Source organism: Paraburkholderia eburnea (genome assembly GCF_002917095.1).
Classification (GTDB): domain Bacteria; phylum Pseudomonadota; class Gammaproteobacteria; order Burkholderiales; family Burkholderiaceae; genus Paraburkholderia; species Paraburkholderia eburnea.
This window is the reverse complement of record NZ_PQGA01000013.1, coordinates 151,991-165,316: the sequence shown is the minus strand read 5'-3', so window position 1 is coordinate 165,316 and position 13,326 is coordinate 151,991. Positions and strand designations below refer to the sequence as shown.

Genomic DNA, 13,326 nt, shown 5'->3' with positions numbered 1-13,326 from the left:
ACGTTCCAGGGCATAGGTGGCTCCGGGCGTTCGATTGCCCGAAAGTGTCAACCATGTCCTCGTACACCTGTCAGCTATGTCTCCAGTCTGTACACGGCGGCAAAGAAAGTAGGCAAAGAAAGCCGCTCACACCACCAATGTGACGCAGTCCACCACTAACCCATCATCGGAGTGGTGACTGGGCATTGCTCGCTTGTCGCGCCTTAAAGCGAAGTGACAAAGGACTCATTCATCCCGCTGCTCGCTTCGCGCGCAGCGGTCGGGTCTGCAAGGGAAACCAGCGGTAAAACACCCGACGGCTTTCCGGTTATGCCCAACGGGGCGCGCAGCGCCCCCGGATGGGCGGGCGTCTCCACTCTGTTGTACGACGCGTGATGCGGGCGCTGCCCAGTCACCACTCCGCTGGTGGGCGAGTGGTGGACGGCGTCACACTGGCGGTGTGAGCGGTTTTCTTTTGCCTACTTTTCTTTGCCGCTGCAAAGAAAAGTAGGTGCCGCCCCGCACAGGGGCAACGCTCGCATACCGACAAGAAAACAAGGAAACGCCCCCCAACCAGAACCACAAACAAAAAAACCTCAAAACGAATGCCGCATCCCAATCCGCACATCGGCCTGCGTAGTGGTGGAAGAAGGCGTAAAGCTATACCCAATCACAGCATCAACGCCTTGGGAAGCCTTGAGCCAGTCGCCAGACAGATAAACATCGGTATTTTTGGAAAGCAGATAATGCAACCCAGCCGAAAGCTGATTCCAATGATGCCCATCGAAATGCGTATACTGATAACCGCCAATAGCACTAAACGCAGGCGTAACCTGCCAATTAACGCCCCCTTCGGCAACGAGCATATGCTCACTCTCGCCAAAAGCCTTAATCTGCGTATAAGTGAAATCACCTGAAAGCGTAACGGTGTTAATCACATAACTAGCGCCGACACCCAAAGCCCCCTGCTTATCCACGGGAAAAGAATCGCTGGCATACAGATCCGTAACAGCCCCCGTAGCAGGATCAACACTAACAGTAGGCCTACCAAAAAACGAACTCACGCCGATCATCGCATAGGGATCGAACGCATAAATCCCGGAAGGATTATTCAACTGCGTATAAGCCGTCCCCATGGCGAAGTCGCCATGCTGATACTGCGCCCCCACACTCCAGGCGCTGCCGGTATGAAAATCCCCCGGCGTATTGCTGAACGAATACATGCCTCCAAACTGAAACCCGGCATACGTATTCGACATGAACTTGATCGCATTAGGCAGATGATCGCCGTTCATCCGATCGAAATCACCCTGATTAATGGCATAACCGCTCGCCCACGCCGTGACGTTGAAGAGATAAACCATCTCCTGCGTCATATCGATCTGATTACCGAACGTGAGCGTGCCCCAATCGCTCTGCAGCCCCACATAAGCCGCACGCCCGAACAACGATCCACCGTTCGCAATCTGCCCATTGCCGAGGTGAAACCCGCTCTCGAGTTCGAACACAGCCTTGAGCCCTCCACCCAGATCTTCCGTTCCCTTAAGACCAAAGCGATTTGCATACGAAATGCCGTCGTCGAACTTGACCTGATGCGAGCCGCCCGCGTTGTTCACCCAGGTCACACCGCCGTCGATGATGCCGTAGAGGGTCACGCTGCTTTGCGCATGGCAGGCACCGGACATCAGCATCGTCGCCAGCGCAATGGCGCTCAGTGCCGTCGCATTCGTTCTTTTCATGGTGTTGGTCTCTCCGGACTCGCACTACGGTTGAAGGGCCGCGTACTGCACGCAGCGCACGGACCTGCATACCGTATAAGTCCAAATCTCGCCCGACTTTCGCGCAAGCGACGAGCGCCAGGCTTGAGGCGACATGCCCGGTCACGACCATCGTGAAAGTGCCGCGTATCTATTCAAAAGCGTCATCGAAGACCCTCTCCGGTTTTTTATTGATTGATCGTTCAATAAAAAAAATTTACAGTAGAGGCCTTCAAGATGCACCTGGAGTTCCCATGCCCAAGGTCGGAATGCGCGAAATCCGCCGCGCCCAGCTTATCGATGCGACCCTCGAAAGCATCGATCAGGCCGGCATGTCCGGTACGACACTCGCCACCGTCGCGCAGCGCGCGCGCATTTCCACGGGCATCGTCAGCCACTATTTCGGCGGCAAGGACGCGCTGCTTGAAGCCACCATGCGTCACGTGCTGCGCGATCTCGGCGCCGCCGCGCAACGCCGGCTCAAGGCCGCGCGGCCCCAGCCGCGCGCGCGTTTGCGCGCCATCGTCGCCGCGAATTTCGACGTCTCGCAGGTCAGCGGCCCCGTGATGAAAACCTGGCTCGCGTTCTGGGCCGAGAGCATGCACGTGCCCGCCCTGCGACGGCTTCAGCATGTCAACACGCGGCGGCTTTATTCGAACCTCTGCGCGGAATTCGGCAAGGCGATGCCGCGCACGGCCGCACGCCGCGCCGCCAGCGGGCTTGCGGCAATGATCGACGGTCTGTGGCTGCGCGGCGCGACCACCGGCGAGCCGTTCGACACCAAAGCCGCACTGCGCCTCGCCAACGACTACATCGATCTCCTGCTGGACACGCACGCCTCGGCGCGTGCGCGCCAACGCGCCTGAACCGCCGCCTGAACCGGAGCAACACACGCATGACTTCGACCAGCCTCGAACGCCTCTTCATCGACGGCGCCTATAGCGACGCCACCAGCGGCGAAACCTTCGAAACCCACAACCCGGCCACAGGCGTCCCGCTCGCGACGGTCCAGCAGGCCAGCGCCGCCGATATCGACCGTGCGGTGCAATCCGCGCGCGACGGCCAGCGTGTGTGGGCCGCCATGACGGCCATGCAGCGCTCGCGCATCCTGCGCCGCGCCGTGGAGTTGCTGCGCGAGCGCAACGACGAACTCGCCGAACTGGAAATGCTCGACACCGGCAAGCCGATCGCCGAAACGCGCAGCGTCGACATCGTCACGGGCGCGGACGTGATCGAGTACTACGCCGGCCTCGCGCCGGCTCTCGAAGGCCAGCAGATTCCGCTGCGCGAAAGCTCGTTCGTCTATACGCGGCGCGAGCCGCTAGGCGTGACGGCCGGCATCGGCGCATGGAACTATCCCCTGCAGATCGCCTGCTGGAAGTCGGCGCCCGCGCTTGCGGCCGGTAACGCGATGATTTTCAAGCCGAGCGAAGTCACACCGCTGTCCGCCTCGCGGCTCGCGCAGATCTATATCGAAGCGGGCGTGCCGCCCGGCGTATTCAACGTTGTGCAAGGCGATGCGCGGGTGGGCGCCCTGCTCAGCACGCATCCCGGCATCGAAAAGATTTCGTTCACGGGCGGCGTGGAAACCGGCAAGAAAGTCATGGCCGCCGCAGGCGGCTCGTCGCTCAAGGAAGTGACGATGGAACTGGGCGGCAAGTCGCCGCTCATCGTGTTCGACGACGCCGATCTCGATCGCGCCGCCGACATCGCCGTGACCGCCAACTTCTTCAGCGCGGGCCAGGTGTGCACCAACGGCACGCGCGTGTTCGTGCATCGCGCCGTGCGCGACGCCTTCGAGGCGCGCGTGATCGAGCGCGTGGCGCGTGTCCGCGTGGGTCAGCCCGACGATCCCGCCACCAACTTCGGGCCACTCGCGAGCGCGGCGCAGCTCGGCAAGGTGCTTGGCTATATCGAAAGCGGCAAGCGCGAAGGCGCACGACTGCTCGCGGGCGGCGCGCGTCTCGTCGATGGCGCGTTCGCGCGCGGCCAGTTCGTGCAACCCACCGTGTTCACCGATTGTCGCGACGATATGCAGATCGTGCGCGAGGAAATATTCGGCCCGGTTATGAGCATTCTCGTCTTCGATGAGGAAGCCGAAGTAATTGCACGCGCAAACGACACGCTCTATGGCCTCGCTGCTGGCGTGGTGACGGAAAGTATCTCTCGCGCCCATCGCGTGATTCATCGGCTGGAAGCGGGTATCTGCTGGATCAACACGTGGGGCGAGTCGCCCGCGGAGATGCCCGTGGGCGGCTATAAGCAGTCGGGCGTGGGCCGCGAAAACGGCTTGACCACACTCGAGCACTACACGCGCATCAAATCCGTTCAGGTCGAGTTGGGCCCGTATCAGCCTGTCTTCTAAACGCGCCGCAGAGGAGGAACCGCAGATGGCCGCGCAGGAGTACGACTACATCATCATCGGCGCGGGATCGGCGGGCAATGTGCTCGCCACGCGTCTCACCGAAGATCGCGACGTCAAGGTGCTGCTGCTGGAAGCGGGTGGCCCGGACTATCGCTTCGACTTTCGCACGCAGATGCCCGCGGCGCTCGCGTATCCCTTGCAGGGGCGCCGCTATAACTGGGCCTACGAAACCGACCCCGAACCGCATATGGACAACCGCCGCATGGAATGCGGACGCGGCAAGGGGTTGGGCGGATCTTCGCTCATCAATGGCATGTGCTATATCCGCGGCAATGCGCTCGACTACGACGGCTGGAGCGCGATAAAAGGCCTCGAAAACTGGAGCTATCTGGACTGCCTGCCGTATTTTCGCAAGGCGGAAACGCGCGATGCCGGCGCCAACGACTATCACGGCGGCGACGGTCCCGTGCATGTGACGACCAGCAAGCCCGGCGTGAATCCGCTCTTCGAAGCGATGATTGAAGCGGGCGTGCAGGCAGGTTATCCGCGCACGGACGATCTCAACGGCTATCGTCAGGAAGGCTTCGGCCCGATGGACCGCACGGTGACCACCAAGGGCCGTCGCGCGAGCACGGCGCGCGGCTATCTCGACCAGGCACGCCATCGGCCCAATCTCGACATCGTGACGCATGCCGTCACCGACCGCATTCTCTTTTCCGGCAAGCGGGCGCGCGGCGTCGTCTTCATGGACGGGTCCGCGCGCGTGACGCGTCATGCGCGCCGCGAAGTGCTGCTGTGCGCGGGCGCGATTGCTTCGCCGCAGATCCTGCAGCGCTCCGGCGTGGGTCCCGGCGAATGGCTGCGCGAACTGGATATTCCGGTTGTGCTGGACTTGCCTGGCGTGGGCCGAAATCTTCAGGACCACCTGGAAATGTACATGCAGTACGAATGCAAGGAACCGGTGTCACTTTACCCTGCATTGAAGCTGCGCAATCAGCCCGCAATCGGGCTTGAATGGATGCTGCGCGGCACCGGCATCGGTGCGAGCAATCACTTCGAGGCGGGCGGCTTTATCCGCACGCGCGACGACGATCCCTGGCCCAATATCCAGTATCACTTTCTGCCGGTCGCCATCAATTACAACGGCAGCAACGCCATCGAGATGCACGGCTTCCAGGCGCACGTGGGATCGATGCGCTCGCCAAGCCGTGGCCGCGTGAAACTGCGCTCGCGCGATCCGCGGCAGCACCCGTCGATTCTCTTCAACTATATGTCCGAGGCGCTCGACTGGCGCGAGTTCCGCGACGCCATTCGCATCACGCGCGAAATCATCGCGCAGCCCGCGCTCGACCGTTTCCGTGGACGCGAACTGAATCCGGGTGCGGACATGAAAACCGATGCGCAGATCGACGCCTTCGTGCGCAGCCGCGCAGAGACGGCCTATCACCCGTCCTGCTCGTGTCCGATGGGCTACGACAACATGGCCGTGGTGGATGCCGAAGGGCGCGTGCACGGCCTCGACGGCCTGCGCGTGGTGGACGCGTCGATCATGCCGCTCATCACCACAGGTAATCTCAACGCGCCGACCATCATGATGGCCGAGAAAATCGCCGATCGCATTCGCGGGCGTGCGGCGCTCGATCGTGTGCATACACCTTATTACGTGGCGAATGGCGCGCCCGCGCGCGGCGGTGTGGTTGCGCCGAATCCCGTAACGAAGCACAGCGGTCAACCGGCGACGGTCTAATAGCCGCGAGCATTGCCAAAGCAAAGGCCCCGAATCTGCATGCGGATTCGGGGCCTTTTCGCATCGTCATAGAAGCACAGCGCAAAAACATAAACGGCGTGACACGCAACCGGCATTCCGGTCACATATCACGCCGCATTTAAAGAACTGATTTAAAAGATTCGCTTAAACCCGCGCCGCCAGGTAATGGGAAACCGCCACCGTCAATGCGGCCAGCACCAGCGCACCATAGGGCGCCAGCGATTTCCAGCGGCTGCGCGTCGTGGCCTCCAGCTCCATGTCATGCGCGCTACCCGCTGGAAAGCGTCCACGATCCTGCCAGTAGTGACGATAAGCAAACACCGGGACGATCAGCAGCACCGCGAAAAGGCCATCGCGCAAGGTGTTTTCGCCCTGCAGATTCGCGCCTGCGCCCACGAACACGAGATTCGCGTAACCGCACAGCGCACCCGCCGCCAGCAGCCACGGCGGGCAGCGGAACGGCCGATGCCATGCGGGCCGGTCCATGCGATGAATCCAGCCTGATTGCAGGTTCAAAAACACGAACAGCATGTAGCAGACGTTCGAGATCGACAGCACCGTCATGTAATCGGACATCGCCAGCAGCACGAGATTGAAACCAAGGTCGGTCCACATCGCCGCCGTCGGCGCGCCGTGCTCGTTTACGCGCGAGAGATAACGCGGCAGCCAGCCATCGACTGAAGCCTGATAAAGCGTGCGCGACGAACCCATCATCGACGTCATCACGATCAGCAGGATCGAGAGCATCAGCATGACCACCACCGCATTGCCGATCCACGCGCCGCCGCCGACGATGGAGGCCATTGCGGTGCCGACGCCGGTGCCGTCGCCGATGCTCGGGTCAAGCATCGCCTGGGTGCCGAGCGCGCCCTGGAACGCGAGCGGTACGAGCGTCATCACGACGAGGCACAACGCACCCGACCAGAAGATTGCGCGCGCCGTATCGCGGCGCGGATCGCGGAATTCGCGCGTATAACAGACCGCGGTTTCAAAACCGTATGAAGCCCAACCCGCCATGAACATCGCGCCTAACGCCATCACCACGCCCTGCCCGTTCCATGCGCCGAATAGCGACGCCGTGAGATTGCCGCGCGCGTCGTGACCGAGCGGCAGCAGCGGGAACAGATGCTTCGCGGGGATATCGCCCGTCACGAACGGCACGATGCCGACGATCAAAAGCGGCGTGAGCGAAGCGATGCCGAGAATCTTCTGCGTGCGCGCCGCCTTCGATGCGCCGCTATGTTGCAGCCGGAACGTGATGAGCAGAAACGCCGCCGCAATCAGAAATGTGGCATTGATGCGCAACGTCAGACCTTGTTGGATGAAGCCAAGGTTCGCGATGGTCCAATGCCACTGACGCACCGCCGCTTCGGGCGGAAACAGCGTGGCGAGCGCGTAATTGGCCGCCAGCCCGCAACCTAGCGCGAGCATCGGCGACCACGCGAGCCAGTTGCACCACACGGAAACGGGCGCGACCAGCTTGCTGTAGCGCACCCAGCCAATCGCGCCATAAACCGATGCACCGCCCGATTTGTGGGGAAAGAGGCCGGAAATCTCGGCGTAGGTCGCGCTCTGGATCAGGCCCATCGTGATCGACGCGATCCAGATCGCCCACGCCGGCTGGCCGATGGTTGCGCACACGCCGCCCAGTGTGAACAGCACGCCCGCAGGCACGCCGCTCGTCACCCAGAAGGCGTCCTTCCAGGTGAGACCGCGCCGCAGTCCCGAGCCCTGGCTCTCGCTCGCGCGTCCGTCCGCGCTGCCCGTGCTGATTCCCGCTTGCTCCATCTATCTCCTCCTCTGTTCAACGCTACTTGAACAAAATTGCCGGGCCTATCGGGATTTCCGGTGCTTTCGCGACCCGCACCGGAAATCCGCAGACAAATGTATTGAGTGCGCACACCGCGTACCTGCTGCCGTGCACGACTGCTTTTTATTCACAACGTCATTTATTCACAACGTCATTGCGTGCCCAGATAAGCCCGCACCGCGGGCAGCCCAGGCTTGCCGTCGAAGGTCGTCACTCCCGCAAGCCACTTGTCGAGCATCTGCGGATTGCTCTTGAGCCATGCGGCAGCGGCCTTGTCCGGTTCTTCCTTGTTCATGATCGGCACCATCAGATGGTTTTCGATCGAGGTCGTGAATTGCAGGTTGGAAACGAACTTCGCGACATTCGGGCAGCGCGCGCTGTAGTCGGGCGGCACGGCGGTGAGCACGCGCGCTTCGCCATAGTTCGGGCCGAACACCGCATCGCCGCCCGTGAGATAGTCGATCTTCATCTGCACGTTCATCGGATGCGGCTCCCAGCCGAGGAACACGATCCACTGCTTGTCGCGGATCGCGCGATTGACCTGCACCAGCATGCCCGCCTCGCTCGACTCCACCAGCTTGAACTTGCCCAGGTCGAACTGATTCGCGCCGATCATCTTCTGGATCAGCGCGTTGCCGTCGTTACCCGGCTCGATGCCATAGATGCGGCCTTGCAGTTTGTCCGCGAACTTCGCAATGTCCTGGAACGAATGCAGACCGCCTTGATAGACATAATCGGGCACGGCCAGCGTGTATTTCGCACCGGTGAGATTAGGCGTATTGAGCACCTTGATCGTGCCCGCCTTCACGAACGGCTCGATGATCGGGTCCATGGTCGGCGACCAGTAGCCGAGGAACACGTCGATCTGCTTCGACTTCAGGCCCGCGAAGGTAATGGGCACGGACGCGAGCGTCGTCGTCGGCGCGTAGCCCAGGCCCGCGAGAATGGTCGAGGCGAGACCCGTGGTCGCGGCGATGTCGGTCCAGCCGACGTCGGCAAAGCGCACGCTCTTGCACGCGGCGGGGTCGACCGCGAAAGCGCTTGAGCACACGAGCGCCATCAGCGCGGCGGCACACACCGGGACTGTCCTGAATCGGGCCATCTCATTCTCCTTGGTAGTCGTCTTATCGATCGCTAACGTGTGGCGGAGCGGCGCTGCAAGCCATCAGGCGCGCGAAGCCGTCCGATGCTTCAATCGTCGCGCAGCAAAATGCGCGCGAACGTAGCAAACGCGACGACGACTTGCGCGGAAGCGACAAGGGAGAACGAGGTGGCCTTCAGGCCGCGTGAAAGCGGCAAAAGCCTGCGCCGGGGTTACGAAAACCTGACGCTTGCGGAGAAATCAGAAAGGCCGCGTGTGGGTGCACGCGGCCTTTTAAACGCAGAAGAATGGAGGATTTAATTCAGGCGGATTTACTTCGTATCTTCGGCCTTCTGCTCGACCGTATCGCTGGGGTATTTGTACTGACCGTAGCGGATCATCAGCACGCCCAGCGCAATCAACACGATGGCGCCGGCGGAAGCCAGCAGATGCAGTTCGGTATTCATGCCCGCGCGCAGGATCAGATCCCGCGCGATCGACACCATCGCTATGTAGAGCGGGAAACGCACCGGCAGTTGGCCCGCCTTGAGATACTGGCCGACCATCGCGAACACTTCTAGGTAGAGGAACATCAGCAGCAGATCGGTCAGAGAAACGCCATCTGAATTCATCATGCGCCAGATCAGATGCACCATCGCGGCGACCGTGCCGATACCGATGATGAAAAGGCCAAACAGTTCCGCCATTTCCATCGCGCGCTCGAGCCGCCCCTTGATCGCTTTTTGCAACGCGTGTTCGTATTTCATATGCCCTGAGTTCCTTCGATTCAAACCAGTCAAACGGAACGGGCAATCGTAACGCGAGAATATGAATGCAAGAAAATAGGATTGAAACCGTGTTGTAAGGTCACGACGAAATGGACGGGACACCGAGGGAACCTTAGTGCCCCGGCGGCCCTACGCGAATATCGGCCAGCAGCACGGTGAGTTCGCGCGCGACCTGGCTGAGCGCCGGTACGACGCGAGCCCGCATGGCCTCGATACCGGGTGGCGAAACGACGGTCGTCACGCCAAGCGCCATCGGCATGCGCCACTGCCCGGCACGCAGCGGCAACGCGACGGCACCGTATATGCCGTGCTCAAACGCCTCCTGCGAGGTGCACACGCCCCACTCCCGCAGATCATCAAATGCCGATTCAATAGCTTTCCTTAATGTTTGCGCCTGCACGCCGGCTGCCTCCAGCAGGCGCAGGAGATAGCGGCGACGCTCATACTCGGGCAGGCCCCAGAGCCACGCATGCCCGATCGCGGTGCTCTCCATCGGCGCGAGCGTGCCGACACCCCTGCGCGGCGATTCGACGCACGCCGCAGAACCATACGCGATGGTGAGCATGTCGAGCTGGTCCGGCACCGCGAGCGCCACAGCCGCGCCCATCTTGTCCGCGAGCGCCTGGATGAGCGGCGTGGCGGCGCGTGCGATGGGATCGGCGTCCAGCCACGCCTGACCGATGCCGAACACGCCCGAAGCCAGTTCGAAACGCGTGCCGCCGCCCGCGCGACGCAGATAGCCGAGATGGAGCAGCGTCGAGGCGAGCCGCTGAATGGCCGCGCGCGACAGACCCGTGCGCTGGGAGAGTTCCGCGTCGGTGAGCGGCGTGCAATCGGCGCGGAAGGCTCGCAGCACCTGAAGGCCGCGATCGAGTGTCAGGGTAATTGGGGAGTCCTGCGACATGGTCACTCCCTGGCGGCACCGGGCGCCGGCTTCGCCGGATCGGCGATGGCTGCGTAGCCGAGCGCGAGCGCTGCGGGAGCTAGTGCGTACTGGCGTGTCGCCTCGTCCTGCTGCACGTAGCCGAGCACAAGCAGCGAATGGAGCAGACGCGAAACCGTGGGAGCGGGAATGCCGGTTTGCAGCGCGATATCGAGGTTGCCGAGCCAGGCGCTGTCCCGCCCGAACGCGCAGAGAATCGCGAGGCCGCGGGCGAGTGGCACGGCAATGGGGTCGCTTTCCGGGTGTTTTCCCAGGGGTGCGTCGTTCGCGCTTGGCTGGGCGTTGGGTAGCCTCGTGCGAGGCGTCGGGGAATGGAGCCTGTCAGGAGCCATGGGCGTCTCCGTCTGAGCGACTCGAAGGGATGGGGCGTGGGCGCTGCGCCGGATACCTTACCTTTTGAAATGCTACTACGATCGGTTGAGCACCTGGGGCCGTTTGCGAAACCTATGAGGAATTTTCCCTGGCGTGATTCATGGGGCTTTGGGATTTCCCTGGTTTCGTATCGGTGTTATTGAGCGCCGGGCGCTCGCCATGCATTCGACAGTCGTTGCGCCCGCATTGGTTCGAATACGTGCACTTAACGACGATAGAGCGCGTACGAACGCGCGCTAATTAAAGAAATGGCAGCTCGACCGGTGATACGGCGCAGTTGTGTGGACAGCACGCGAATGCTGACAAGCTGTAATGCAAAACCACCAAACTAACCCGAGATTCCCCCGCAGATCCTTACATCGCCTTATCCAGAACCGCGCTATCGTCTATTCTGACGCGGCTTGCTGGCGCGCGAATACAAGGAATTCCCCGTTGGACAGTACCCATTTCGATTGCGCGCGCTGCGGCAAATGCTGCACCGATCTCCGCTTGCCCCTCACCTTTCCCGAAGCCGTCCGCTGGCTGGAGCGCGGTGGGCAGGTGGATTTGTTATGCGAAGCCCTGCCGTGGCCCGTCGAGCCGGACGCCGACAACGCCTACGCCGCCTATAAGCGCAAGCGCACTTTCGCTGCCACCAGCGGCGAACTCCCCATTCGCGTGGGCGTCACGCTGGCCGCGACGTTCACGGGCCCATGCCCGAACCTCGGCGAGGCCATACGTTGCGGCATTTACGAGGAGCGGCCGCTCGTCTGCCGCGTGTATCCTGCCGAAATCAATCCGTTCTTCGCGTTGAAGCCGGAATTCAAGCTCTGTCCCGAGGAGGCCTGGCAGGCGCCGACGCCTTTCGCCATCGACGGCGTATTGATCGATGCCGTCACACGCGATTCAATCGATGCAAGCCGCCGCGCGGACGAAGCGTCCGTCGAAATGAAGCGCGCGCTCTGTGAGCGTTTGGGACTCGACAGGGCCTCGGTGGTCAACGAAGGCTTCGTGATCGTGACATCCGCGCGCGAGCGCCTTCTTGGAGCGCTGATCGATGTCCAGCAGGACGTGCAGGCACACGACACGGCGCCCCAAACATGGACCCTGGTGTCGAACCGTCGCGCGACGGTGGATACGCTGATTGAAGTGGGCGCGCTCGGCGCAATGGATGTCGATGCAACCCGGGAAGGTTACCAATACATTGGTCTTTAAGACCGGCTTTAAACCAGGCATTTAAACCAGACCTTTAAATCAGCGCTGCGCGTCTGCCTCATCAGATGGCGCAGCCGCAGCGATCTCATCCTCGTGATTTTCCGCGAACACGACCCGGTTACGACCCGAGCGTTTCGCGCGATAGAGCGCGCCATCGGCGGCCTCGATCAACGCGCGCGCCGCAGCGCCCTTGTCGGCGGTCGTCCCTGGCATCACGGCCACACCGATCGACAGCGTGACCGGCACTTCCCCGCCGTCGTTATCGCGCACGACGAGCGCTTCGACGGCGCGGCGCACGCGTTCCGCCACCACGTTCGCATTGGCGCAATCGCCTTGCAGCACGGCGACAAACTCCTCGCCGCCGAAGCGTGCAACCGTCTCGCCCAAGCGCACCGCCGCACGGATGCACGCGCCCACGGCGGCCAGCACGCGATCACCCACCGCGTGACCGTGCGTGTCGTTCACCTTCTTGAAGTGGTCGAGATCCATGAACAGGCAGGCAACGGACACCGCATGGCGCGCCGCGCGCTGCAACTCCTCTTCGAGCCGCATTTCGACGTATCGACGGTTGGGCAGCCCCGTCAGCGAATCGGTCATGCCCAGATGCTTCAATTGCTCGCGCTGCGCCACATTGACCAGTCCCGCACTGACGAAACCCGCGAAGCGAGCCAGCAGATCGGTCGCCATACCTTCCACGAAGCGCTCGTTGCTCTCGCTCACAAGGCTCAGATAGCCGAGCAATCCCGAACGGTGACGCAACGGCAGGATGGCGGCGCTCGCGCTCTCCGGCGTCGATCCAAGCAGCGCCGCGCGGACTTCGGCGCTGAACGCCCCCACCAGGCCGAGTTGCGGCGCTGTCGCGGACAGTTCCAGTCCCGCAGTGCGTCCCCAACGCAGTTGCCCGCTCGCGGGCGCGGACTGCGCGACGGCGGCGTGCAGTTCGGCGGCCAGGCGCGCGCCGTCGTCGAGCCAAAGCGTCGCCGCGCACAAATCGAATACCTGCGCGAGTTCACCGGTCAGGATGCCGAGAAAAGCCGCGAAGTCCTCGGCCTCGATGAGACGCAGTTCGATTTGCTGGAAACGTTGCAGCGCGCGCTCGTTGCGCTGGACAGTGTTCACGAGCGAACGCAGGCGCTCGCCGATGTTGGTCGATTCGGTCACGGGAGCATCGGGTGTGGAGACCCCTTGCTTATCGGCAATTCCGCAATGCGGCTTTAGTCTGTTTTCCGCAATGCCTCATGGGCGGCTTCGTGCATGCCGGCGCCGCGC

Annotated in this window: 11 protein-coding genes; 4 read left to right on the top strand and 7 right to left on the bottom strand. The window is 62.3% G+C overall.

The genetic code is table 11. The features are described 5' to 3' along the window. Positions 1–575: 575 nt before the first annotated feature. Positions 576–1,718: a porin gene (locus B0G62_RS21665; RefSeq protein WP_103706256.1), complete on the bottom strand. Its 1,143-nt coding sequence runs from the start codon at positions 1,716–1,718 to the stop codon at positions 576–578. Between the two features lie 272 nt (positions 1,719–1,990). Between B0G62_RS21665 and betI the strand changes: the two genes are divergently transcribed. Genes betI through betA form a run of 3 tightly spaced genes read left to right on the top strand, consistent with a single transcriptional unit; the run spans position 1,991 to position 5,848 of the window. Further along, a complete protein-coding gene (betI, locus tag B0G62_RS21660; RefSeq protein ID WP_103706255.1) occupies positions 1,991–2,602 on the top strand; it encodes a transcriptional regulator BetI in 612 nt (203 codons plus the stop codon). Positions 2,603–2,631: 29 nt separating this feature from the next. Beyond that, positions 2,632–4,101: a betaine-aldehyde dehydrogenase gene (gene betB / locus B0G62_RS21655; RefSeq protein WP_103706254.1), complete on the top strand. Its 1,470-nt coding sequence runs from the start codon at positions 2,632–2,634 to the stop codon at positions 4,099–4,101. A 25-nt stretch (positions 4,102–4,126) separates the two neighbouring features. Beyond that, positions 4,127–5,848 carry a choline dehydrogenase gene (gene betA / locus B0G62_RS21650; RefSeq protein WP_103706253.1) on the top strand — a complete coding sequence of 574 codons (1,722 nt, stop codon included), beginning with the start codon at positions 4,127–4,129 and terminating at the stop codon, positions 5,846–5,848. 165 nt (positions 5,849–6,013) lie between these two features. On the opposite strand, the gene B0G62_RS21645 is transcribed toward betA, so the two are convergent. The 5 genes from B0G62_RS21645 to B0G62_RS21625 form a co-directional block, all read right to left on the bottom strand. Then, positions 6,014–7,657 (bottom strand): trimethylamine N-oxide permease, encoded by a 1,644-nt coding sequence (locus B0G62_RS21645; RefSeq protein WP_103706252.1) that lies wholly within the window; start codon positions 7,655–7,657, stop codon positions 6,014–6,016. A gap of 173 nt (positions 7,658–7,830) precedes the next feature. After that, positions 7,831–8,739 (bottom strand): choline ABC transporter substrate-binding protein, encoded by a 909-nt coding sequence (locus tag B0G62_RS21640; RefSeq protein ID WP_407671202.1) that lies wholly within the window; start codon positions 8,737–8,739, stop codon positions 7,831–7,833. A 353-nt stretch (positions 8,740–9,092) separates the two neighbouring features. After that, positions 9,093–9,527 (bottom strand): phosphate-starvation-inducible protein PsiE, encoded by a 435-nt coding sequence (locus tag B0G62_RS21635; RefSeq protein ID WP_103706250.1) that lies wholly within the window; start codon positions 9,525–9,527, stop codon positions 9,093–9,095. A gap of 133 nt (positions 9,528–9,660) precedes the next feature. Next, positions 9,661–10,452, bottom strand: coding sequence for an IclR family transcriptional regulator (locus tag B0G62_RS21630; RefSeq protein WP_103706249.1), 792 nt, complete (start codon positions 10,450–10,452; stop codon positions 9,661–9,663). Positions 10,453–10,454: 2 nt separating this feature from the next. Next, on the bottom strand, positions 10,455–10,712 hold the full coding sequence (locus tag B0G62_RS21625; RefSeq protein WP_244193331.1) for a helix-turn-helix domain-containing protein: 258 nt from the start codon (positions 10,710–10,712) through the stop codon (positions 10,455–10,457). Between the two features lie 583 nt (positions 10,713–11,295). Between B0G62_RS21625 and B0G62_RS21620 the strand changes: the two genes are divergently transcribed. Then, complete coding sequence (locus B0G62_RS21620) at positions 11,296–12,057, top strand: YkgJ family cysteine cluster protein (protein WP_244193330.1); 762 nt, start codon at positions 11,296–11,298, stop codon at positions 12,055–12,057. A 39-nt stretch (positions 12,058–12,096) separates the two neighbouring features. Here B0G62_RS21620 and B0G62_RS21615 read toward each other — a convergent pair whose 3' ends face one another. Next, positions 12,097–13,218 carry a GGDEF domain-containing protein gene (locus tag B0G62_RS21615; protein WP_103706246.1) on the bottom strand — a complete coding sequence of 374 codons (1,122 nt, stop codon included), beginning with the start codon at positions 13,216–13,218 and terminating at the stop codon, positions 12,097–12,099. Positions 13,219–13,326: the final 108 nt, after the last annotated feature.